This window comes from Streptomyces sp. NPDC008313 (assembly GCF_042956125.1).
GTDB lineage: Bacteria > Actinomycetota > Actinomycetes > Streptomycetales > Streptomycetaceae > Streptomyces.
This window is the reverse complement of sequence record NZ_JBIBFR010000010.1, coordinates 212,941-235,571: the sequence shown is the minus strand read 5'-3', so window position 1 is coordinate 235,571 and position 22,631 is coordinate 212,941. Positions and strand designations below refer to the sequence as shown.

16 protein-coding genes are annotated in these 22,631 nt (G+C 72.3%); 6 read left to right on the top strand and 10 right to left on the bottom strand.

Going from position 1 to position 22,631, the window contains the following annotated elements; genetic code table 11:
• Nucleotides 1-12: 12 nt before the first annotated feature.
• Both ACFY93_RS16045 and ACFY93_RS16040 read right to left on the bottom strand, forming a co-directional pair.
• Nucleotides 13-1,488, bottom strand: a complete 1,476-nt coding sequence (locus ACFY93_RS16045; RefSeq protein WP_391358559.1) for an FG-GAP repeat domain-containing protein — start codon at nucleotides 1,486-1,488, stop codon at nucleotides 13-15.
• A 151-nt stretch (nucleotides 1,489-1,639) separates the two neighbouring features.
• A complete protein-coding gene (locus ACFY93_RS16040; protein WP_391358556.1) occupies nucleotides 1,640-2,452 on the bottom strand; it encodes an SAM-dependent methyltransferase in 813 nt (270 codons plus the stop codon).
• A gap of 120 nt (nucleotides 2,453-2,572) precedes the next feature.
• Here ACFY93_RS16040 and ACFY93_RS16035 point away from each other — a divergent pair, with 120 nt between their 5' ends.
• A complete protein-coding gene (locus tag ACFY93_RS16035; RefSeq protein ID WP_391358554.1) occupies nucleotides 2,573-3,955 on the top strand; it encodes a SpoIIE family protein phosphatase in 1,383 nt (460 codons plus the stop codon).
• 13 nt (nucleotides 3,956-3,968) lie between these two features.
• On the opposite strand, the gene ACFY93_RS16030 is transcribed toward ACFY93_RS16035, so the two are convergent.
• The 4 genes from ACFY93_RS16030 to ACFY93_RS16015 all read right to left on the bottom strand — a co-directional run bounded on the left by ACFY93_RS16030 (nucleotide 3,969) and on the right by ACFY93_RS16015 (nucleotide 9,796).
• Complete coding sequence (locus ACFY93_RS16030; protein ID WP_391358551.1) at nucleotides 3,969-5,636, bottom strand: MFS transporter; 1,668 nt, start codon at nucleotides 5,634-5,636, stop codon at nucleotides 3,969-3,971.
• 253 nt (nucleotides 5,637-5,889) lie between these two features.
• The gene (locus ACFY93_RS16025; RefSeq protein WP_391358548.1) at nucleotides 5,890-7,092 is read right to left on the bottom strand and encodes a beta-1,3-glucanase family protein; all 1,203 of its coding nucleotides are present in this window, start codon (nucleotides 7,090-7,092) and stop codon (nucleotides 5,890-5,892) included.
• Nucleotides 7,093-7,267: 175 nt separating this feature from the next.
• Entirely contained in the window at nucleotides 7,268-8,548 is a 1,281-nt protein-coding gene (locus ACFY93_RS16020) for a family 16 glycosylhydrolase (RefSeq protein ID WP_391358545.1), read from the bottom strand.
• Nucleotides 8,549-8,833: 285 nt separating this feature from the next.
• Nucleotides 8,834-9,796, bottom strand: coding sequence for a Ku protein (locus ACFY93_RS16015; protein WP_391358542.1), 963 nt, complete (start codon nucleotides 9,794-9,796; stop codon nucleotides 8,834-8,836).
• Nucleotides 9,797-10,158: 362 nt separating this feature from the next.
• On the opposite strand from ACFY93_RS16015, the gene sthA reads away from it, so the two are divergent.
• Entirely contained in the window at nucleotides 10,159-11,562 is a 1,404-nt protein-coding gene (gene sthA / locus ACFY93_RS16010) for a Si-specific NAD(P)(+) transhydrogenase (protein ID WP_391358539.1), read from the top strand.
• A 31-nt stretch (nucleotides 11,563-11,593) separates the two neighbouring features.
• Here sthA and ACFY93_RS16005 read toward each other — a convergent pair whose 3' ends face one another.
• A complete protein-coding gene (locus ACFY93_RS16005) occupies nucleotides 11,594-12,946 on the bottom strand; it encodes a protein kinase (protein ID WP_391358536.1) in 1,353 nt (450 codons plus the stop codon).
• A 183-nt stretch (nucleotides 12,947-13,129) separates the two neighbouring features.
• Between ACFY93_RS16005 and ACFY93_RS16000 the strand changes: the two genes are divergently transcribed.
• Nucleotides 13,130-14,629 carry a metallophosphoesterase gene (locus tag ACFY93_RS16000; protein ID WP_391358533.1) on the top strand — a complete coding sequence of 500 codons (1,500 nt, stop codon included), beginning with the start codon at nucleotides 13,130-13,132 and terminating at the stop codon, nucleotides 14,627-14,629.
• Nucleotides 14,630-14,668: 39 nt separating this feature from the next.
• On the opposite strand, the gene ACFY93_RS15995 is transcribed toward ACFY93_RS16000, so the two are convergent.
• Nucleotides 14,669-15,055: an FtsX-like permease family protein gene (locus ACFY93_RS15995; RefSeq protein ID WP_391358531.1), complete on the bottom strand. Its 387-nt coding sequence runs from the start codon at nucleotides 15,053-15,055 to the stop codon at nucleotides 14,669-14,671.
• Between the two features lie 142 nt (nucleotides 15,056-15,197).
• Between ACFY93_RS15995 and ACFY93_RS15990 the strand changes: the two genes are divergently transcribed.
• Complete coding sequence (locus ACFY93_RS15990; RefSeq protein WP_391358528.1) at nucleotides 15,198-16,148, top strand: TauD/TfdA family dioxygenase; 951 nt, start codon at nucleotides 15,198-15,200, stop codon at nucleotides 16,146-16,148.
• Between the two features lie 85 nt (nucleotides 16,149-16,233).
• Here ACFY93_RS15990 and ACFY93_RS15985 read toward each other — a convergent pair whose 3' ends face one another.
• Both ACFY93_RS15985 and ACFY93_RS15980 read right to left on the bottom strand, forming a co-directional pair.
• On the bottom strand, nucleotides 16,234-18,621 hold the full coding sequence (locus ACFY93_RS15985; RefSeq protein ID WP_391358525.1) for a M4 family metallopeptidase: 2,388 nt from the start codon (nucleotides 18,619-18,621) through the stop codon (nucleotides 16,234-16,236).
• Nucleotides 18,622-19,046: 425 nt separating this feature from the next.
• A complete protein-coding gene (locus ACFY93_RS15980; protein ID WP_391358523.1) occupies nucleotides 19,047-19,871 on the bottom strand; it encodes a LysR substrate-binding domain-containing protein in 825 nt (274 codons plus the stop codon).
• A gap of 58 nt (nucleotides 19,872-19,929) precedes the next feature.
• Here ACFY93_RS15980 and ACFY93_RS15975 point away from each other — a divergent pair, with 58 nt between their 5' ends.
• A complete protein-coding gene (locus tag ACFY93_RS15975) occupies nucleotides 19,930-20,319 on the top strand; it encodes a DUF5997 family protein (protein WP_391358520.1) in 390 nt (129 codons plus the stop codon).
• Nucleotides 20,320-20,578: 259 nt separating this feature from the next.
• Nucleotides 20,579-22,624, top strand: a complete 2,046-nt coding sequence (locus ACFY93_RS15970) for a SpoIIE family protein phosphatase (protein ID WP_391358518.1) — start codon at nucleotides 20,579-20,581, stop codon at nucleotides 22,622-22,624.
• Nucleotides 22,625-22,631: the final 7 nt, after the last annotated feature.

Below are 22,631 nucleotides of genomic sequence, written 5' to 3'. Positions count from 1 at the left end.
GCGGGTCGGCGCTCAGCCCGCGGGCCCGGCGAATCCGGTCGTCCGGAAGGACGTCCGGTCCCGGTCCGTCGTGCCGTCGGTGATCCACCAGTGGGTGGGGTTCTCGCCGTAGAAGCCGAACAGTGCGTCGGCGGCCCAGGCGAGGACCAGTTCGTCGTGGCCGTCGCCGTCGAAGTCGGCCGCGTCCACGGGGCGGGCGCGCCGCCACCTCGCGCGGATCTTCCCGCCGTCGGCGCGGGCCGGCCCCTCACGCCGCACGTCGGTGCGCCGGTCCCCGTCGATGAGGGTGGCGCCCTCGTACGTGGCGACCAGGATGCCGTCGCGTCCGTCGCCGTCCGGGTCGGCGGCCACGAACCCGCCGGGGCCGTAGTCGGTGGCGGCGCCCTTCGGTGCCCGCGGCAGCCGGTGGGTGACCGCTTCGGCGCCGCTGCCCGGGTAGACGGCGAGCGATCCGTCGACCTCGGGGGGCTCCGTCTCGTACCCGGGCTCGTCGTTGCGGCTGCCGTCGTCCCCCACGGCCACGTCACGCCGGCCGTCGCCGTCGAAGTCACCGAAGGCGTGCGCGCCGCCGCGGCGCAGTTCCGTGCCGTGGGCCGGGAGAGGGGAGCCCGGGCGCGCCCGGTAGAGGGTGTTGCCGGACTGCTCCCCGTCGCTCGCCCGGTGCACCAGCAGGGAGGTCGCACGGGTCTTCCCGGAGGGGTCGACGGCGTCGGCCGTGAGGTGGCCGTCCGTCCACGGAAGGCTGGTGTCGGTGCGGGCGGGGTCCCCTGATCGGGTGAAGGGACCGTAGAGGACCACCATGGACGACCGGTTGAGCGCGAGGCCCGCGAGGTCGTGGTGGCCGTCCCCGTCGAAGTCGCCCCGTACGAGGGAGTCCAGACCGAGAGCCGAGACGCCGAAGGGCAGGGTCACCGGGGTCGCGGGGGTCTCGCCCGTGGGCGCCTCCGCGCTGCCCCAGGTCACGTAGGGGACGGTGCGCCGCGCGGAGACCTGCCGGTCCTGGGCGACCTCGCCGGTGACGGTGTCGACGAAGTCGGGGTAGCCGTCGCCGTCCAGGTCGGCGGTCTCCAGCGCGTACGCGGAGACGCTGTCGCGGCTCCGCCCCGCCACGTCCTTCGGCGGCTCGGGAAGGCCCAGGTCACGGCGTCCCAGGACCGTGCGGGTGGAGGGGTCGAGTCCCTTCGCCGAGCCGTAGATCACGGCGATCCGCTGGTCGCCCGCGAGGTAGTCGGGGTCGGTGCCGTCGAAGACGGGCACGACGAGGTCCCGGTGCCCGTCGCCGTTGATGTCGTCGGGGTCCCTCGACCCCTTTCCCGGGGCGGGCGCGCGGCTCGCGGCGGGGTCGCCGGGCTCCGGCGCCGCGGAGGTGCCCGCACGGGAGGGAACCGGCCGGTGACCGCTCTCCCCGCCGCCGCATCCGGTGAGCGGGACGAGGAGGGCGCAGGCGGCGCAGAGGAGGCGTACGGGCAGCGCGGGACGGGACGTCATGCGGTTCAGCCTCACATCCCGCGACGGGCCGGTTCCAGCCGGGTGGGGCGGACGGCGCGCGGTTGTGGCCGGTCCGGACGCGGAGGGCGGCCCGACCGACGGCAGGGCGACAGGGCGGCAGGGCGGCAGGGCGGCAGGGCGGCAGGGCGGGCTACGACATCTTGCGGCCCAGTCCCGCGTACGCCCAGTACTCGGAGGGGTTGTCCGGGACCTCGTCGTCCGGGCCGGGGCGCCACAGGGGCAGGTGGACCAGGCCCGGCTCCTGCAGTTCGAAGCCGTCGAAGAAGCCGGTGATCTCCTCGCGGGAACGCGGGGTGACCGGGGAGGTCGCCTTCGACCGGTACAGCTGGCTCACGGCGGCGGCCGTGTCGGGGCGGTCCTCGTCCGTGGCATGGGAGAGGGCGAGCCAGCTGCCCCCGGGGAGCGCGTCGCGGAAGGTGGCCACCAGGCCGGCCGGGTTTTCCTGGGGGGTGATGAAGTGCAGGATGGTGATCATCAGGAGGGCGACGGGCCGGTCGAAGTCGATCAGCCGCCGCACCTGGGGCGAGCCGAGCACGTCGGCGGGCCGGCGGATGTCGGCGCCGACGATGGCGGCGTCGGGGTTGTCGGCGAGCAGGGACGAGCTGTGCGCCACGGCCACCGGGTCGTTGTCGACGTAGACGACCCGTGAGCCGGGCGCGGCGGTCCGGGCCACCTCGTGGACGTTGCCCTGGGTGGGGATGCCCGACCCGAGGTCGATGAACTGCCGTACGCCGGCGCGGACGAGGTGCTGGACGGCACGGCCGAGGAAGGCGCGGTTGGCGCGGGCCAGGGTGCGCACCTGGGGGTCGATCGCGGTGACGGCGGCCAGCGCCTCCCGGTCTATGGCGAAATTGTGCTCTCCGCCCAGTGCCGCGTCGTAGATCCGGGCGACGCTCGCCTTGTCCGGATCGGCACCCCGCTCGACAGCCTCGGGTTCCGTCATCCCAACTCCCCACACTTGAAAGGCACTTGATACAACATCATATAATCCCGCGCACTTGGACACGACGGAGAGCGCCTCCTCCGGATGGCAGGATGCGGGCCGAAAAGCCGCACCGGACCAGTGAAAGGCACGACCCTGCGCAGCGACGCCCACGAAGAGAGCGGGGACGGCCCGGCGGACGCGCCCCGGCGCGACGGGCCGGCCTCCCTGGCCGCCGACGCCATCGGTTCGCAGCTCGACCTGACCCTGACCGGCGGCCATGTCGTGCGCGCGCTCGCCCCCGACTTCGCCGACGCGGCCTCGGTGTATCTGCTGGAGCGGTGGCTCGTCGAGGAGAACGCGCACGTCTCGGCCGACCCTCCGCAGATAGAGGCGCGGCGGCTGGCCCTGCGCGTGGGGGCGCACGGCCACGAGGACGGGGAGGGCGCCTTACCCGTCGGCCAGGTGGTCGTCTTCCCCCGTGACACCCCGTACGCGCGCGCCCTGGCCACCGGGGGCAGTCAGCTCCTGGACGCGGTCGACTCGCACACCTCCGACCGGCTCGCCGCCACGGCCGCCGAGGACGTCCGCATCGGCGCCCTGCTCCGTTCGGCCTCCTTCCTGATCGTCCCGATGCGGCTGCAGGGCACCCCCGTGGGGTTCATCGCCTGCACCCGGGGCCCTGAGCGGCCGCCGTTCGCACCCGGGGACGTCGCCGCCGTCGAGTCGCTCGCCGTCCGGTCCTGTGTCGCGCTGGACAACGCCCGCCGCTACGAACGCGAGCGGCGTACGGCGCTGGCGATCCGGCGGAGCCTGCTGCCCACGACCGGCGCGTCCTTCGCGGGGTGCCGGATCGCCCACAGCTATCTTCCGGCGGGCGAGGACAACATCATCGGCGGTGACTGGTTCGACGTCCTGCGGCGGCCGGGCCGGCGGGTCGGGCTGATCGTCGGCGACGCCATGGGTCACGGCCCGGAGTCGGCCGTGGCCATGATCCAGCTGCGGACGGCCGTGCGGACCCTCGCCGGGCTCGACATCGGGCCGGTCGATCTCATCCGGCGTCTCGACGCGCTGGCCGCCGACACCCCCGGAGCCTCCTTCGCCACGTGCATGTACGCGGAGTGGGACGCGGAGCGGCACACCTGCACGCTCGTCGGCGCGGGCCACCCACCACCGCTCGTCCGCGGCCCGAACGCGCCGGGCGCGCCGGTGGCGCTGCGCGGTGCGGGTCTGCCGCTCGGGCTCGGCTCCTGGAACTGCGAGCCGACCGTGCTCGACGTGCGGGAGCCGACGCTTCTGCTGCTCTACAGCGACGGTCTGGTGGAGACGCGCGGCTTCGACATCGACGAGGGGATCGCCCGCCTCGCCGGGGCGCTCGACGCGGGCTCCGAGAAGCTGACGTGCCGCGCCGACCAGGACTCCCTGCAGTCCCTGTGCGACCTGCTGCTGCACCAGGTGCGGGGCGGGGACACCGCGGACGACCGGACCCTGCTGCTGGCCGAACTGAGGCCGTCCGGGATGTGACGGCCCGCGCCGCTCAGCCGTCGTCCGCGCCCGGCCCCTCGCGGGCCCGCGACGCCCGGCCCGGTGGCGCGCCGGGAGACTTCCCGCCGCCCCCGCCGCTTGTGGTACCGCCCGCGTCCTCAGCGGCACCCGCCGGTACGGGGGCGAGGCCCCCTCCGCCCTGGAGGCGCTCCAGGTCGCTGGGGCGCACCTGGATGACCAGCACGGCGACCAGCGCCGCCACGACGGCGAACAGCGCGGCGACGACGAACGCGCTCGAGATGCCGGAGGTCAGCACCTGGTCGCCCCAGTGGCCGGGCAGCTGTCCGGTCCTGCGGAACTGGAGGCGCTCGGCGGGGGTCGCCTCGGCCATGAACCGGGGCAGAAGGTCGGTGGCCTCGTTGCGGCTGGCCGTGCCGAACATGGTGACCAGGACGGAGAGTCCGAGCGATCCGCCCACCTGCTGGGTGGTGTTGAGGATTCCGGAGGCGGCGCCCGACTCCTGCGGCCGGACACCGGAGACGGCCATCAGCGTCAGCGACACGAACTGCATGCCCATGCCGGAGCCGAAGACCAGGATCGGTCCGAGGATGCTGCCCAGGTAGGTGCTGTCGACGTCGGTCAGGGTCAGCCAGCCGAGTCCGGCCGCGGCCAGTACGGCACCCGTCACCATGAACGGTTTGGGGCCCCATTTGGGCAGCATCTGGGAGGCGAATCCCGCGGTGACCGCGATGATCGCGCTGACCGGCAGGAAGCCGAGACCGGCGCGCAGCGGGCTGAAGCCGAGGATGTTCTGCACGAAGAGGGTCAGGAAGAAGAACATCCCGAACATCGCCGCCGCGAGGCTCAGCATCATCGCGTAGACACCGGCGCGGTTGCGGTCGCGGAACATCCACAGGGGCGTGATGGGCTGCCGGGACCGTCGCTCGACGGCGATGAAGAGGGCGAGCAGGACGACGGCCGCCACGAAGGCGGCGACGGTCCAGCGGTCGCTCCAGCCGTCCTTGGAGGCGCGGATGAACCCGTAGACGAGCAGCACCATGCCGAGCGTCGACGTGAGCGCTCCGAGGAGGTCGAAGTGGCCGGGGTGCCGCTCCGACTCGCGGATGTGGCGGGGGGTCGCGAGCACGATCATCAGGCCGATGGGGATGTTGACGAACAGGACCCAGCGCCAGTCGAGCCATTCCACGAGCAGTCCGCCGGCCAGCAGACCGATCGCGCTGCCGCCCGCCGAGACGGCCGCGAACACACCGAACGCCCTGTTGCGTTCGGGTCCCTCGCGGAACGTCGTGGTGATCAGCGAGAGCGCCGTGGGGGACGCGATGGCGCCGCCGACCCCCTGCAGGGAGCGCGCGGCGAGCAACTGCCAGGCCTCCTGGGAGAGTCCGCCGAGCAGCGAGGCGAACACGAAGAGCAGCACGCCGAACATGAACACGCGGCGGCGGCCGAGGATGTCGCCGAGCCGCCCGCCGAGCAGCAGCAGACCGCCGAAGGTCAGCGTGTAGGCGTTGATCACCCACGACAGGTTCTCGGTCGAGAAGCCGAGCGACTTCTGGATGTGCGGCAGGGCGATGTTCACGATGGTGATGTCGAGGACCACCATCAGCTGACAGGAGGCGATGACGAGGAGCGCGATACCGCTGCCTCGGCTCCGCTGCGGGGACTCGGCAGTCTTGGTGGATGTCGTGTGCGCGTCCGTCATGGGATTCGCCCGGAGGGCTGTGCGTGTGCTCGACGGCCGGTCTGGGCGTCGGCGTCACTGTGTCGACGTTATGCCCGGCTCCACGGCGGCGCGAATCGATCAGTGGGGGCGGCGTGACGCGCACGCGGGCACGGACGGCGAGCTCCGGTGACGGTCCGCCACCGCCTCCCCGGGCCCGGGCCCGCCCCCGGACCTGGCCCCGTGGGTGTGCCGGGGAACCGGGGCCCGGGGGCGGGCTGCCGGGACGGACCGCTCAGAACGCGGACAAGGTGAGCGTGATGCCGGTGGGCGCGGTGTCCTGGATGTACGAGGCGAAGTCGGCGACGTCGTCGAAGGCGAAGCCGTACGCCTTGCCGTCCTTCGTGGCCGCGTGGATCGCCTTGGAGTAGTGGTTGGTCAGGGCGCCGCGGTAGAAGTCCGCGGCCTCGGTGGTCGGCTGGGCGGGGTTGCTGATCAGCGTGGAGCGGTTGAAACCGGCGCCGAGGACGGCGGCGACGGGACCGGTGGTGCCGTCGTTGGGCGCGGCGAGGTTGCCGTCGCAGAAGAGCACGTCCCGGGTGGACGGCTTGCTGAAGGACACGGAGGCCGGGCCGGTGAAGGTGAGCTTCTCCCCGCGGACCCGCCCGGTGAACGTACCGGCGTTGGTGGTGACCTTGAGGTCCTTGCCGGTGTAGGTGCTCCACACCTCGTCGATGTACGGGGCGAAGTAGTCCTTGGCGAAGAGGCCGGCGTCCAGGCCGTGGCCCGGGGCGATGATCCGCACGTCGTCCACGACGAGGGGGGCGAACTCGGCGACCGCCTTGACCGCGGCGAACGCGGCCGCGCGCCCGCCGTCGCGCACCGTGCCCGTGGTCTGGTCCTTGGCTCCGGTGAGCCGGATGTTCATCGGCACGCTGAACATGTCGACCATGGTGGTGTTGCAGAACATGCCCGCCGCGTTGTGGGTGAACTCGGCGCAGTCGTGCAGGACGGAGTAGTTGGGGTCCGACTTCACCCAGCCCGCCGGGTACTGCAGGGCCGGGTTGCCGTTGCCGTCCGCGACGGCCTTGAACTTCAGCTTCTCGCCGAGCGCCACGTAGATGCGGCCCGACATCCGCGGCAGCGACAGCGTGGTGTCGCCGCTGCCGGACAGCGGTATCGCGTAGTCGGTGAATCCGTCCGCGCCGTTGTCGGAGAGCGCGATCGGGGCCAGGGTGCCGTCCGGCGTGACCCGGACCTGCTTCCCGTCCTGGTTGCCGACGATGTACAGGTGGACCGAGCCGTTGCCGAACGAGCCGGTGTGGTTGGCGATCGTCAGCGGGAGCGAGCCGGCGGCCCTGGTGGAGTCGCTGTCGGACGTGGTCCCGGCCAGGGCGTGCGGGGCGATCACGGCGATGGCGGGGGCGGCGACGGCCACCCCGCCGAGGGCGGTGAGGACCTTGCGGCGGGTCAGTTTGCGCTGGTGACGGGGCGTCATGTGCGGATGCTCCTCGGTGCTCGTCCTCCGGACCAGCGGGGCAGGGCCGGAGGTGGGGATGGAGGGAGGTGGGGATGGAGGGAGGTGGGGATGGAGGGAGGTGGGGATGGGGGGAGGTGGAGAGGGATGGGGTGGGGGTGGGCCGGTGAGGGGGAGGCGTGCGGGCCGGGTGGGATCAGCCGACGGTCCACTTCTGGTCGGCGCCGCCGCCGCACGACCAGATCTGCAGCCGGGTCCCGTCGGCCGAGGACTTGTCCTTGGCGTCCAGGCACTTGTCCGCGCCGGTGTTCGTCAGGTCGTGGGCGTCGGTGTGGACCCACTGCTGGGCCTTGGTCCCGTTGCACGTGTAGAGCTGGACGGCGGCGCCGTCGGCGGTGGAGCCGCCCTTCACGTCAAGGCACTTGCCGAGCGCGCGTACGGTGCCGTCGGCGGCGAACGTCCACTTCTGGGCGTCGGCCTGGTTGCAGCCGTGCAGCTGGACCGGGGTGCCGTCGGCGCTCGACGCGTTGGCGACGTCGACGCACATCCCGCCGATCCCCTTGATGGCTCCGCTCCTTGCGGTGCCGCTCCCGGAGCCCGCGGTGCCGTCCGAGCCGGAGACGTGGACGTAGTCGACGATCATCTTCTGCGGGAAGGAGGTGGCCGAGTCCGGGCTGCCGGGCCAGTCACCGCCGACCGCCAGATTGAGGATCATGAAGAAGGGGTGGTCGTAGACCCACTTGTTGCCGTTCACGTCGGCGGGCGTGCGGGTCTCGTAGGTCGTGCCGTCCACCGACCACTTGATCGCGGACGGGCTCCAGTCGACGGCGAAGACATGGAAGTCGTCGGCGAACGCCTTGCCACCGGGAAGCGTGTGGGCCGCGCCGATGCCGCCCGCCCCGGAGTAGCCGGGGCCGTGGATCGTGCCGTGGACGGTGCCGGGTTCCTTGCCGACGTTCTCCATGATGTCGATCTCGCCGCTGCCCGGCCATCCGGTGCTGCCGAGGTCGTCGCCCAGCATCCAGAACGCCGGCCACATGCCCTGCCCGCGCGGGATCTTGATCCTGGCCTCGAAGTGGCCGTGTGCCTGGGTGAAGGTCCGGGCCGTGTTGAGGCGGGCCGAGGTGTACTGGCACGTGCCGTACCAGCACTTCAGGCCGGAGTCGCCGTTCTTCCGGGCGGTGATCACCAAGTGCCCGTCACCGTCGAGGGCAACGTCGTCGGAACTCTTCGTGTAGTACTGCAGTTCATGGTTCCCGTTGCCCGAACCGCCGGTCTCCAGGGTCCACTTGGAGGAGTCGGGGGCGCTGCCGGCGGCTCCGTCGAAGTCGTCGGACCAGGACTGCGCGGTGGTGGCGGCGTCGGCCCGGGGGGTGCCGGGACCGGACGTGGTGAGGAGAACCGCGGTGACCACGGCGGCGGTGACCAGGAACACCAGTCCGCCTAGTGACCACCGGCGTGCGCGATGAGCGGCCATGGGCTGAACACACCTTGTCTGTGGGGAGTTTCAGGGCTCTGCGTCGACGGGACCGGCAGGCGACACCCCCGAGCGCATCCGTTGAGAGCGCTCTCTCGCTTGCGTCGGTCTCCGCCGAAGGGCCCTGATGCTACGCACGACGGATGGCCGGGCCAAGTGTCCGAGATGTACTCAACTCGCCTCTGACCTGCGGTGATTGCACCACGACACGGAATGGCCGGATCACTTAATGCATCTTTAAACCGCTCTTAAGCCAAGACACGGAGGACGGCGGGCCGGGACCGCTCAGGCGCTGCGCCGGGTCTTCTTCGCCGCCGTCTTCTTGGCCGCCGCCTTCTTGCCCGCGGCCTTCTTCGCCCCGTCCTTCTTCGCCGCGCCCGGCCTCGCCGCGGTCTTCTTCGCCGCCGTCTCCCCGGCCGCGCTCTTCGCGGAGGCTCCTTCCGGCGCCTCGGCATCCTCGCCCCGCGAGGTCCGCGCCTTGGCGACGCTCTCCTGCAGGGCCGCCATCAGGTCGACCACCTGACCGCCCTCCGGTGCCGGCTCCTCGGCCGTCTCCGGCGGCCGCTCCCCCGTACGCTTCGCCTCGATGATTTTCGCGACGGCCTCGGTGTACTGGTCGGTGAACTCGTCGCCCGCGAGGTCGTCGCGCGTCATCCGGTCGATGAGGTGCTGCGCCTCCTCGATCTCCGAGTCGGACAACTCCACCTCGGGCGGCGCCAGTTCGACGGGGTCGCGGATCTCGTCGGGCCACTTCATCGCGTGCAGCACGATCACGTCGTCCACCACACGCAGCAGCCCCAGCCGCTCGCGGCCGCTCCAGGCGAACTTGGCGACGGCGACCTTGGCGTTCCGCTCCAGGGCCTTGCGCAGCAGGGTGTACGGCTTGGCCGCGACCTGGCCGTCGGGCTGGAGGTAGTAGCCCTCGCCCACCCGGATGGGGTCGATGCTGTCGGCCGGCACGAACGCCTCGATCTCGATCGCCTTCGCCGTCGGCAGGGGCAGTTCCCGCAGTTCCTCGTCGAGCACGGCGACGACCTGGTCCCGGGCGACCTCGTACCCCTTGCCGATCTCGTCCTGGGTGACCTCCCGGTCCTCGATCTCGCAGTACTTGCGCACCCTGACCCGGCCCATGTCCTCCAGGTGGAACTGGTGGAAGTGGATGGAGTGGTCCTCGGTGGCGCCGAGCACGTGGATCGGCACGTTGACCAGGCCGAAGCTGATGGCACCTGACCAGATGGTTCGGGGCATGGCAGTCCTTCACTACGTGCCCCGAGAAGGCCAGCCTACGAGCGGACCGGGCTGTCGGCGCGACGAGGCCGTCCGCCCGGTTCCCCCGGGCGGACGGCCCGCGCGTCGGTGTTCAGAGATCAAGACCGGTGGCGGCGTATGTCCTGGGCCGCTGGACGACACCGGCCGGAGCCGGCGACGGGATTCGAACCCGTGTTGCTCTCTTGAGAGGAGAAGGAGCCGCAACCTTCGCACCTGAACGGACGCCACAGTAGCCCGTCGGCCGGCGGACCGGCACATGAATAGGCCGCCCGGCGTTCAGGCTGGGCGGCGATCTCCCGTTCACCCTTCCGGGGGACGGCTCCTGATGACAGACTCCGGTGGTGCCCGACTTCGACATGCTCGTCATCGGATCAGGTCCCGGGGGACAGAAGGCCGCCATCGCCGCGGCCAAGCTCGGCCGCCGGGTCGCCGTCGTGGACCGTCCCGACATGGTGGGCGGGGTCTCCCTGCACACCGGGACCGTCCCCTCCAAGACGCTGCGTGAGGCGGTCCTCTACCTCACCGGCCTCACCCAGCGCGATCTCTACGGCCAGAGCTACCGCCTCAAGGAGGACATCACCGTCGCCGACCTGATCGCGCGCACCCAGCACGTGGTCGGCCGGGAGGTCGACGTCATCCGCAGTCAGCTCTCCCGCAACCACGTCTCCCTCTTCGCCGGCACCGGCCGCTTCGTCGACGACCACACCGTCGCCCTCACCGAGCCGAACGGCCACGAGAAGCTGCTGAGCGCCGAGCACATCGTGATCGCGACCGGCACGCGCCCCGCCCGGCCCGCGAGCGTGGAGTTCGACGAGCGGACGATCATGGACTCCGACAACGTCCTCGATCTGGAGCGCGTCCCCCGGTCCATGGTCATCGTCGGCGCCGGGGTCATCGGCATGGAGTACGCCTCCATGTTCGCCGCGCTCGGCAGCAAGGTCACGGTGGTGGAGCAGCGGGCCGGGATACTCGACTTCTGCGACGTCGAGGTGATCGAGTCGCTCAAGTACCACCTGCGCGAGCTGGCGGTCACGTTCCGTTTCGGCGAGACCGTCGCCGCGGTCGAGCGCCACGCCCGGGGCACCCTCACCGTCCTGGAGAGCGGCAAGAAGATCCCGGCGGACGCCGTCATGTACTCGGCGGGGCGGCAGGGCCTGACCGACGAACTCGATCTGGACAAGGCCGGTCTCTCCGCCGACCGGCGCGGCCGCATCACGGTCGACGAGCACTACCGCACCGCCGTGCCGCACATCTACGCCGTGGGCGACGTCATCGGATTCCCGGCGCTGGCCGCCACGTCCATGGAGCAGGGCCGTACGGCGGCGTACCACGCCTGCGGGGAACCGGTGCACCGGATGCACGACCTCCAGCCGATCGGCATCTACACCATCCCGGAGATCAGCTTCATCGGCCGGACCGAGGACCAGCTCACCGAGGACCGCGTGCCGTTCGAGGTCGGCGTCTCCCGCTACCGCGAACTGGCGCGAGGGCAGATCATCGGCGACTCGCACGGCATGCTGAAGCTGCTGGTCTCGCCGGACGACCGCACCCTCCTCGGCGTGCACTGCTTCGGCACGGGTGCCACCGAGCTGATCCACATCGGGCAGTCCGTCATGGGGTGCGGCGGCACCGTCGACTACCTGGTGGACGCGGTGTTCAACTACCCGACCCTCGCCGAGTCCTACAAGGTCGCCGCACTCGACGCCACGAACAAGATCCGGCAGATCGACCGGCTGAAGGACTGAACCCGGGCCTCGCGCTCGGATCGTGCCGGGCTCAGCGGTGCTTGCCCTGCTTCCCGGGGGCCCTGTGGCGCGCGGGCTTCCCTTCGGAAGCGGGGTTGCCCGCCGCGTCGCCGTCCGCCCCGCCCTTCGCGCGGCCCCGCGGCCCGTCCTTCGCCGCGTGGTCCGCGTTCGTCCCCGCCGGGCCGCTCCCGTGTGTCGCGGGAGTGGTTCGGTCGACGGCTGTCCGAGCCCGGGCGACCGTCTCCGCACGGTCTCCGTGCCCGGTACCGGCCGTGGTGGCCGTGGCGGTCCGTGAGCCGCCCGTGCCCGGCGGCTGGGTCCCGGTGACCGGCGGGTCCGCGTCGGGCGCTCCCTGGGTGTCCCGTGCGGGGCCGGCGGCCTGCGCGCCGCCCGTGGACGGGCCGCCGACCGACCCGGTCAGTGTGAGGCCGAGGAGCGCGGCGACCGCGGCGCCTGCGGAGGCGAGCGCCCGTCCCCGGGGGCGGCGCGGAGCCGGGACGCGTGAAGCGGCGGGGACGGCGTGGACGGCGGTGCGGGTGGCGTCGTCCGCGGCCGCGTGCGCCGCCAGGGCGGTGAACGCCTCGGCGCAGGTGTGCGCGTCCGGCCGCTCGCCCTCCTTCAGCGCGGTCATGGCCCGCAGGAGCCGGGCCAGGTCGTCGGAGACGGTGTCCGGAAGGGCGGGGGGCCGGTGCAGCCGGGCGATCGCCGCCTCCAACGGAGCGCCGTCGTACTCGAGTTCGCCCTTCAGGCACTCCAGGACGACCAGGCCGAGGGCGTAGATGTCGGCCGCCGGGCCCGCCGGGCGGCCCAGGACCTGCTCCGGTGCCAGATAGGCGGCGGTCCCCACGAGTGCCTCGGTCCGGGTCTGCGCGGCGTTGTCGATGAGCCGGGAGATGCCGAAGTCCGTCAGGTAGGGGGTGCCTTCCGCGTCGAGGAGGATGTTCCCGGGCTTGACGTCGCGGTGCACGATCCCCGCCTCGTGGACGTGGGCGAGGGCGTGGGCCAGCGCGGTGGCCAGCGCGCAGGCCTCGGCGGGGTCCAGACGGGTCGCGGCGATGCGCTGCCGCAGCGTCCGTCCCTCTATGAGCTGCATGACGAGGTACGGGCCCTCCTCCGCCTGTCCGGAGTCGTACACCGTGACCAGGCCCGGGTGGTGCAGCCCGGCCACCAGGACGGCCTCCTCGGTGAAGCGGTCCTCCGTCTGCGCGTCGCCTCCCGGCCGGAACACCTTCACCGCCACCGGCCTTCTCAGCCGCAGGTCGACACCCCGGTAGACGTCTGCGGCGCCGCCCCGGCCGAGCAGCGCGTCCAGCCGGTAGCGGCCGGAGAGCGCGACGGTCGTAAGACGGGTGTCCGCACGCGACGGCCCCTGGAGGACTGACATCTGCTCTCCCCTGACGAGCGGCTACCGGAGGAGGCGGACGGTGCCGTGCCGTCCGCCGGTGATCCCACAACAGTTATTCCGCGTGCCCGCTTTAACCGATGTCATCCGTCTTCCGCACCGAACCGGCACAGGAGACGCGAGCCCCCGTCGCGTCGCCGGAGGGGACGTTGTTACGGTTCGGCGATGTCACCTTCTTCACGCGATACCGCCGAGGGCGCCGGCTGGGGCGGCAAAGAGCCGGGCAGCTACCGGGAGTTGATGCCGGGTCAGGTCGAGAAGTTGTCGTGGCTCAACCCGAGAACGCTCTGGGCCGCCCGCAACGGCGTGCTCGCCTCCTGGTTCGGGGACCCCACGGGCGCCACACGGGACCGCTGGGTCGAGACGGCCCGGGCCGCGGGCGCGCCCGCCGACAAGGTCATCCGGCGCGACGGGCCGGACAGCTTCTCCTTCATGGTGATCGGTGACACCGGCGAGGGCGACGGCCCCCAGTACGCGGTCGTGCCCGGCTTCCTCCAGATGTCCAAGGACACGGACTTCGCCGTACTGGCCAGCGACGTCGTCTACCCGGTCGGCAGCGCCGACGGCTACGGGACGAAGTTCTACCGCCCGTACCAGGACTATCCGGCGCCCATATACGCGATACCCGGCAACCACGACTGGTACGACGACCTGCACGGCTTCATGCGGGCCTTCGGCGGCGCCGCGCCGCCCGCCCCCGCGCCGCGGCCCCGGCCGCTGACCCGCGCCTGGCTGCGGACGCTGCTGTGGCACCGCCCGCGCACCCCCGACGAGCAGGGCCTCGCCGAGGCGCGCGAGCTGCGCTCCTCCCCCGCCCAGCAGGGCGTACAGCCGGGCCCGTACTGGGCGATCGACGCCGGCCCGGTGCGGATCGTCGGCATCGACACGGGGCTGCTGGGCACCGTCGACGCCGCGCAGGGCCGCTGGCTGCGTGAGGTCTCCAAGGGGCCGGTCCCCAAGATCCTGGTCACCGGTTCACCGCTGTACGTGGACGCGGAGCACCACCCCTGCCCCATCGAGGGCGGCGGCACGGTCGACGACGTGGTCCGCGACCCGGAGAACCACTACGTCGCCGCGATCGGCGGGGACATCCACAACTACCAGCGCTACCCGGTGGACGTGGACGGCCGCACCGTCCAGTACGTGGTCTGCGGCGGCGGCGGCGCGTTCATGCACGCCACCCACACCATCCCCCGTGTCGACGTCGCCGGGGTCACCGAGGCCGACTTCCGCTGCTACCCGCTGCGCGGCGACTCCCTCGCGTTCTACAGCGGGCTGTACGCGCGCCGCACGCGGCTGCGCCGGCTGTTCCGGCTCACCGAGGCCGAGGCGGCCGCGGTCGTCGCACGCCGCCTCGGCATCCCGCTCACCCGTACCGGGGGCCCGCCCACGCCGGTCACCCGGCGCGGGCGACTCGTCGCGACCCTGCTCGGCGCGGCGCGCCGTCCGGACCGCACCGCGCGAGTGCGGCTGCCCGTCCGCAAGACGTACACGCAGCTCTTCTCCCCCGGCTCGGCGACCTACAGTCCGCCCTTCTTCAAGAGCTTCCTGCGCGTCGACGTGACCCCGGACGCGGTCCGCCTGCGCTGCTACGCCGCCACCGGCAACCGCGAGCAGGAGCTGAACCCGCCGGTCGAGGACGAGGTCGTCATCCCGCTGTCCTGACGCCGGTGCCCCGGGGCGGGGCGGTGGGAGGTCCGGCGCTCACTCGCGGGCGCCGATCGCCTCGACCGGGGGGATGCGCGGCAGGAGCCGGGTCGGGATCATCACGCCCGCCGCGGCCAGCACCGCCGTGGTGCCGGCGATCGCCAGGTAGCCGGTGGCGGGCACGGCGGGCCAGGGCACACCGCTCAGCGCCAGGGAGACCAGGGCGAGCGGGAACGCGGCGAGCAGGGTGTCGAGGCCGACTCCGGCCACGATGACGGTGAGGGCCTCCCGGCGCATCATGCCCGCCGCCTGACGGCGGGCCGTCCCGGTCAGCCGCAGCAGGGCGAACTCGCGGCGCCGGGCGGCCGTGGCCATCGCCAGGGTGTTGACGACGGTGACCGCGGTGCAGGCGATGATCACGCCGACGACGAGGTAGTTGACCACTGGCCTACGACACCGGTCTGGCCGTCCCGCGCGGCACCGGGTGAGGGCTGGCGGGGCGATCTTCCGCACAGGACCGTGAGCGGTCATGCTGAGCCCGTCGGCAGCGCCGGCGAGCACCCCGACGAGCCACGGACGGAGTCCCATGACGGCAGAGAGTCCCGGGGCGGTCGACGTGCGGCCGGCCGCCGGCCACATCGGCGCCGAGATCGGCGGAGTCGACCTGGCCGGAGACCTGGACGACGCGGTGGTCGCCGCGATCCGGGCCGCCGTGCTGCGCTGGAAGGTGGTGTTCTTCCGGGGGCAGCGGCTGGACCACGGCTCGCACGTCGCCCTCGCGCGGCGGTTCGGCGAACCGGTGCGCCTCAAGTCGCGCGGCAGCGCCTCGCCCCCGGACTTCCCCGAGGTCGAGACGACAGCCGACCGGCTGGAACTGGGCGGACGCTACGGCATGGACCACGACGAGTGGCTGCGCCGGCGCCGTCACTCGCTGCTGCGGGGCTGGCACTGCGACCACGGTGCCCGCGTCGACCCGCCGGCTGCGACCATCCTGCGCGCCGAGACCGTGCCGCCCTACGGCGGTGACACGACCTGGTCCAACCTGGCGGCCGCCTACGCGGGTCTGTCACGTCCCGTACGGGACTTCGTCGACGGTCTGCGCGCCGAGCACCGGCTGGGCGTCGGCTACCAGGCGCGGCCCGGCGACGACGCGTACGTACGCCATCTGCTGGACCATCAGACGGCATCCGAGCATCCGCTGGTGCGGGTGCATCCCGAGACGGGCGAGCGGGTGCTGTTCGTCAACGGCTACTACGTCGAGCAGATCGCGGACGTGTCCCGCGCGGAGAGCGACGCGCTGCTGGAGATGCTGCTGGGGCAGGCCACCCGGCCCGAGTACACCGTCCGCTTCCGGTGGGAGCCGGGCAGCGTGGCGTTCTGGGACAACCGGGCCACCATCCATCTGGCGCCCGGCGACACCGCCGGTCTCGGCCACCCCCGGATCATGCACCGTGTGATGCTCGCCGGGGAGGTACCGGTGGGGGTGGACGGCAGGCCCTCGACGCCGGTCGTGGGCACGCGGCCGGGGCACTGGTGACGGCGGTGGGCGGACGGGTGCGGTGACGGCGTGACGAAGCGGGGGCCGTCGCCATGGACGGCCCCCGCGTTCGTGGTGGTGCGGATCAGCTGGTCGTCAGGTCGGTGTCGTCGATGACGAAGCTGGTCTGGAGCGAGCTGTCCTCGGTGCCGCTGAACTTGAGGGTGACGGTGGAACCGGCGAACGAGGAGAGGTCGAAGGACTTCTTCACGTAGCCGGAGGCGGCGTTGAGGTTGGAGTAGGTCGCCAGCGCGGTCGAACCGGCGGTGACCTTCAGCGTGTCGTACTGGCTGCTCGTCGTGCTCTCGTCCGAGTCGACGTGCAGGTAGAAGGAGAGCGTGGCGTGGCAGCCGCTGGGGATGCTCACCGACTGGGACAGGGTGTCGGTGTGGCTGGAGCCGTAGCCGTCCAGCCAGGCCTTGTAGGAGCCGCTGTGGGCGGCCTGGCCGCTGTCGGTGGTGATGACGCCGCTGGAGGCGGTCCAGCTCGTGTTGCCCGACTCGAAGCCCTTGTTACCCAGCAGCTGGCTCGAGGTGCAGCCGCCGCCGCCACCGGTGCTGACGGTCCAGCTGAAGGACGCGGTGCCCTTCTTGCCGGCGCTGTCGGTCACGGTCACGGTGGTGCTGTAGGTGCCGGCCGCCGTCGGGGTGCCGGAGATGACGCCGGTGGAGCTGTTGATCGACAGGCCGGTGGGCAGGCCGGTCGCCGAGTAGCTCAGCGCGCCGCTGTTGCTGCTGGACGCGGAGATCTGCAGGCTGACCGGGGAGTTGACCGTGGAGGCCTGGCTGCCCGGGTTGGTGACCGTCACGCCGTCGCTCGGCACGCTGATGTGCCCGCCGACGTTGATGCCGGCGAACGCGTTGCCGACCCCGGCGTACTGGGCGGAGTTGGTGCCGTACAGCGACGCGGCGGCGTTGAGCGCGGCGGTGCGGGCTCCGGCGTAGTTGGTGCTGGACGTCATGTACGACGTCAGCGCCTTGTACCAGATCTGCAGGGCGGCGGACCGGCCGATGCCCGCGACGGCCACGCCGTCGGAGGTCGGGCTGTTGTAGGTGACGCCGTTGATGACCTTGGAGCCGCTGCCCTCGGAGAGCAGGTAGAACATGTGGTTCGCCGGACCCGAGGAGTAGTGCACGTCCAGGTTGCCGATACCGGAGTACCAGCTGTCCTTCGACCCGCCGTCCTTGCTCGGCTTGTCCATGTAGCGCAGCGGGGAGCCGTCGCCGTTGATGTTGATCTCTTCGCCGATGAGGTAGTCACCGACGTCGGAGGAGTTGTTCGAGTAGAACTCGACGCCCGTGCCGAAGATGTCGGAGGTCGCCTCGTTCAGACCGCCGGACTCGCCCGAGTACTCGAGGCCCGCGGTGTTGGACGTGACGCCGTGGCTCATCTCGTGGCCGGCGACGTCCAGGGAGGTCAGCGCGTGGGTGTTGCTGGTGCCGTCCCCGTAGGTCATGCAGAAGCAGCTGTCGTCCCAGAAGGCGTTGACGTAGCCGCTGCTGTAGTGGACGCGGGAGTAGGCCGCGACCCCGTCGTTCCTGATGCCGCTGCGGTTGAAGGTGTTCTTGTAGAAGTCCCAGGTCTCCTGGGCCCCGTAGGCGGCGTCGGCGCCGGCCGTCTGGGTGTTGGAGCCCGACCCGTTGCCCCAGACGTCGTCGGCGTCCGTCATCAGGCTGCCGGTGCCGGACGTGCTGCCGTTGAGGCTGTACGTCTTGTGGCCGCCGCGCGTGGTGTCGTACAGCTGGTACGTCGTCCCGGACTTGGTGGTGCCCAGGGTGACCGTGCCGCTGTACTGGGTGTTGCCGGTACCGGTCTTGATGTCCTGGTACTCGTGGAGCTTCTCGCCGGTGCGGGCGTCCGTGACGACGTGCAGCCTGCTGGGGGTGCCGTCGTCCTGGAGGCCGCTGACCACGGTCTCCCAGGCGAGCTTCGGAGTGCCGGTGCCGGCCCAGATCACCTTGCGGGCGCTGCCGACCGACGGCTTCTCGGCGTCGAGGGCCTTGGCGGCCTTCAGCGCCTTGGTCCGCGCGGACTCCTTGGAGGCGGTCGCGGTCGTGGAGGCGACCTTGATGGCGTGCTTGTTGTTGAAGGTGGTGCTCACCGTGCCGGAGGCCTGGGAGGCCGGCGGGGTGTGCACGACCAGGTCGCCACCGAGCACCGGCAGTCCGGCGTAGGTGCGCTCGTAGCGGGTGTGCAGGGTGCCGTCACGGTCCTTGACGACGTCCTTGACGACCAGCTTCTCCTTGGCGCCGAGGCCGAGGGAGCCGGCCGTCGTCGCGGTCTTCTTCTCCGCACTCTTGATCAGGGAGGTGTGCTGGGCCGGGGTGAGTTCGGCCTCCACTCCTCCCTTCCGCAGGGGGCTGGGGTGGGAGGAGGCCTCGGCGGCCTGGACGGGCTGTATGCCTACGGTGAGCAGAGCGGCGCCGGCCACAAGGGCTCCGGCTGCTGCCGCTCTCCGGGGGGTTCGTCTCACTCGTACTCCTACTGCTGCGACCGCGGATCGGCGGCCGGTGACAGACCGGGCAGACGGGGTGTGCTGTCCGGGGAAGAGCTGAGCGGTGTGGGGACCGCTACTGTGGCCAGACCTCGGGAGGCCCTGCGCTCAGGTGCACGAAGCGTGACACCGTGACCGTGACATGTCACCGTTGGAGAGGTGAGTCGAGGGTTATCCCTATGCACACCTGTGCGTGGGCTGTGCGACACCTCCGGGTACGCCCGCGCTGTCCCGCCGGCCCCCGTCTCCGCTCCGGACGGGGCCCGGAGTCCCGGCCGCGTGCCCGGGAACGCCCGCAGCGCGCCACGGCACGGGCCGCCTCCGTCAGGGCCGGGCGGTCACCCGCCGGACACGGCCAGGGTGTACCCGGCACCGCGACGCCGCGGGCATGTCCCGGACACCCTCTATGAGCGGCGGCCCGGCTTCCCCCGCTTCGCGCCCCTCGGCCCCTTGGCCCCCTTGGCCCCCTTCGACCCCGTGGTGCCCTTGGCGCCGCCGGAACCGCTCCGGGGGTTGCGGCCCCCGGTCTTGGCACCGCCGGCCGCCGGCTTCCTGCCCGAAGCGCCGCCGGCGCCGGAGCGCCCCCGCCCGGACGGCTCCGCGGCGGCCGGTGCCGCCGCGCGCCCGCGGGAGCTGTTGACGGTCCGGCCGCGGACGATCCCGATGAAGTCCTCCACCAGGTCGGTCGTCCCGTCCTCCCGCCACGACAGCGCGATCCGCGACTGAGGGGCGTCCGTGACGGTGCGGTAGGTGAGGTCCTTGCGGTGGTGGAGGCGCGCGAGCGACTGGGGCACCACAAGGAGCCCCACTCCGGCCGCGACCAGGTCGACGGCGTCGGCCGTGGTGGCGGGGCGCTCGATCGCGGGGCGTCCCGGCGGGTTGTCCCAGCCGAGGGCGTCGTCCAGGGGGTGCAGCACGATGTCGTCGGCCAGGTCGTCGGCACAGACCTCGTCGACCGCCGCGACCACGTGGTCCTTCGGGACCACCACGACCGTCGTCTCGGTGTAGAGGGGGATAGCGCTGAGATCCGTACGGTCGATCGGCAGCCGGACGAGTCCCGCGTCGGCGCCCTTGTCCCGCAGCAGGCCGGGGGCCTGTGCGGCGGACACCGTGAGAAGGGCGAGGGGAACGCCGGGCAGCCGCTCGTTCCAGATCCGCACCCACTTGCCGGGCGTCACCCCGGGTACGTAGGCGAGCCGGAACGAAGGGGTTGCATCCGAGCCTGTCACGCCGCAAGGCTACCGGTCGTGGTCGGCGGTCGCGCACACGCTCGATACCCTGGACCCCATGACGTCGCACCAGACCACCCAGACCATGAAGCCCGCCACCGCGGCGAAGAAACTGGGTGTGTACCTCGAGGCCACCCCCGCCGAGTTCCAGGAGGGTTCCGTCTCGCGCAGCGAGTTCAACGCGCTGCAGGCCGACCCGCCCGCGTGGCTGGTGGAGCTGCGGCGCAACGGCCCGCACCCCCGCCCGGTCGTCGCCGCGAAGCTGGGCGTCTCCATCGCGGGTCTCGCCCGCGGCGGAGTCACCGAGCCCCTCACCACCGAGCAGATCGACGCGCTGAAGCGGGACGAGCCCGCGTGGCTGCGCAAGGAACGCGCCACCCAGGCCGAGGTCCGCAAGGAGGCGGCCCGCGTCAAGGAGAAGAAGGCGACGGCGGAGGGCTCGAACTGAGCCCCGGACACCGGCCCCGGACGCGCCGCGAGCCAGGACCCGGGCGGGGGCGCGGCCGGTGACGGACGCCTCCGCCCCTCCGTCCGCCCGGGGCGCGACCGGGGCGGGGGACCGGTCGGCACCGCGGCACGCCCGGATCCGGTGGCGGCCACCGGTACCTGTCCGGCGGCTGTCGTGTTGCCCGCCCGGCCGGGGCGTGCCGTAATCGAAGGGCCGCAGAGCGGATCCTGTCGACGCCGCGCCGGAAGGAGCGGCCGATATGCGAGCGCACCCGGGCGAGGACGACGAGGGCGCCACCGCGGCGCCGGGCGGCCTGCTCGATCTGCTGCAGGTGTCGGCCATGGTGGTGGACGGCGACGGACGCATCGTGCTGTGGAGCCCGGAGGCGGAGGCTCTCCTCGGATACCGGGCGGACGAGGCCCTGGACCGCGGCGCCGACCGGCTGCTGGTCTCCCTCGACCACATGCACCAGGCCCGTGAGCTCTTCGCACAGGTGCGGTCGGGCGCCCGCTGGGCGGGGGTCTTCCCCATGCTGCACCGGGACGGCACGGAGGTCCCGGTCGAGTTCCGCACGATGCGCCTGCACGACCGGGAGGGGCGGATCCACCTGCTGGGCCTGGCCGCGGACGCCACGACGGTGCGCGGGGTGGAACGCGATCTGGCGCTTTCCCACAGCCTGGTCAACCAGACGCCGGTGGGCATAGGAGTCCTCGACACCGACCTGCGGTGGGTGAGCGTCAATCCGGCCCTGCAGCGGCTCAACGGCCTGTCCGAGGAGGCGGTCCGGGGGCGCAGGCTCGGCGAGGTCCTTCCCGACCTCGACGTGGAGGCCATCGAGTCCCGCGCGCGGCACGTCCTGGCGAGCGGCAGGCCGCTGCTGGACCAGCAGAGCGTCGGCCGGACGCCGGCGCAGGCCCAGGACCGTGCGTACTCGGAGTCCTATCACCGCATCGACGACGCCGAGGGCCGGGTGCTGGGCCTCGCGATGTCGGTCCTGGACGTGACCGAGCGGCAGCAGGCGGCCTCCGAGGTCGCCCAGGCCCGCGAGCGGCTGTCCGTGATCGCGGACGCCAGCGTGCGCATCGGTACGACGCTGGACCTGCAGCAGACCGCGCACGAGCTGGCCGAGGTGGCGGTGCCGTATCTGTCCGACCTGGCCGCCGTCGACGTGCTGGAGACGGTGGTCGCCCACGGCACGACCGCCGACATCGCCGCGAACGGCTACGCGGAGTTCCGGGCCCTGGCGGTCGCCGCCGGGTACCTCACCGACGCGATCCACGCGGCGGACCCGGTGGGCGAGCTGGCCACGTACGGCTCGTCGCGCATCATCACCGAGTGCGTACGGGAGGCCCGGCCGGTTCTCGTGGAGCACGTGGACCCGGCGATGATGCGGCGCATCGCCAGGGACGGGCACGCGGCCCAGGCCCTGCGCAAGGCGGGCGTCCACTCCTATCTGGCCGTTCCCCTCGTCGCCAGGGGCGAGGTGCTGGGCACGCTCAGCCTGTACCGGACCATCAACGTCCACCCGTTCGACCAGCAGGACCGTCTGCTGGCCACGGAGCTGGCCGCGCGCGCCGCGATCTGCGTGGACAACGCCCGGCTGTACGGGCGCGAGCGTTCCGCGGCCCTGACCCTGCAGCGCAGTCTGCTGCCGGCCGCGCCCGCCGAGCACGAGGGCCTGGAGATCGCCGCCCGCTATCTGCCGGCGCTGAGCGAGGTCGGCGGCGACTGGTACGACGTGCTGCCGCTGGGGCCGGGACGGACCGGTCTGGTCGTGGGTGACGTCATGGGAAAGGGTGTCCAGGCCGCCGCGATCATGGGGCAGCTGAGCACCGCCACCCGGGCGCTGGCCCGTCTCGACCTGCCTCCGGCCGAGCTGCTGCACCACCTCGACGACATCGCGGGGTCGCTCGGGGACGCGATCGCCACCTGTGTGTACGCGGTGTGCGACCTGAACCGGGGCCGCTGCGAGATCTCCAGCGCCGGTCATCTGCCGCCCGTGATGCTCCGGCCCGACGGCGGTGCGGAACTCCTCCAGGCCCCCGGCGGGGTGCCCCTCGGGGTCGGCGGCGTGGAATTCGGCACCATGGAGCGGGAGCTGGCTCCGGGCACGCTGCTCGCGCTCTACACGGACGGGCTGGTCGAGAACCGCAACGACCCGATCGACACCGGGCTGGAGACGATGACCAGACTGCTGAGGGGCAGCCGGCAGACGCTGGAGAAGACCGGCGACACCCTGCTCAGCGCGTTGCGCCCCGAACCCGACGACGACGTGGCCCTGCTGCTGGTCCGCACCCGCCTCTGACCGGTCC

Bases quoted from the DNA above. Each gene is read 5' to 3' on its own strand.
- ACFY93_RS15975 (WP_391358520.1), top strand. From the start codon at position 19,930: ATGACGTCGCACCAGACCACCCAGACCATGAAGCCCGCCACCGCGGCG.
- ACFY93_RS16045 (WP_391358559.1), bottom strand. From the start codon at position 1,488: ATGACGTCCCGTCCCGCGCTGCCCGTACGCCTCCTCTGCGCCGCCTGC.
- ACFY93_RS16000 (WP_391358533.1), top strand. From the start codon at position 13,130: ATGTCACCTTCTTCACGCGATACCGCCGAGGGCGCCGGCTGGGGCGGC.
- ACFY93_RS16020 (WP_391358545.1), bottom strand. From the start codon at position 8,548: ATGGCCGCTCATCGCGCACGCCGGTGGTCACTAGGCGGACTGGTGTTC.
- ACFY93_RS16005 (WP_391358536.1), bottom strand. From the start codon at position 12,946: ATGTCAGTCCTCCAGGGGCCGTCGCGTGCGGACACCCGTCTTACGACC.
- ACFY93_RS16025 (WP_391358548.1), bottom strand. From the start codon at position 7,092: ATGACGCCCCGTCACCAGCGCAAACTGACCCGCCGCAAGGTCCTCACC.
- ACFY93_RS16015 (WP_391358542.1), bottom strand. From the start codon at position 9,796: ATGCCCCGAACCATCTGGTCAGGTGCCATCAGCTTCGGCCTGGTCAAC.
- ACFY93_RS16030 (WP_391358551.1), bottom strand. From the start codon at position 5,636: ATGACGGACGCGCACACGACATCCACCAAGACTGCCGAGTCCCCGCAG.
- ACFY93_RS15990 (WP_391358528.1), top strand. From the start codon at position 15,198: ATGACGGCAGAGAGTCCCGGGGCGGTCGACGTGCGGCCGGCCGCCGGC.
- ACFY93_RS15970 (WP_391358518.1), top strand. From the start codon at position 20,579: ATGCGAGCGCACCCGGGCGAGGACGACGAGGGCGCCACCGCGGCGCCG.
- ACFY93_RS16040 (WP_391358556.1), bottom strand. From the start codon at position 2,452: ATGACGGAACCCGAGGCTGTCGAGCGGGGTGCCGATCCGGACAAGGCG.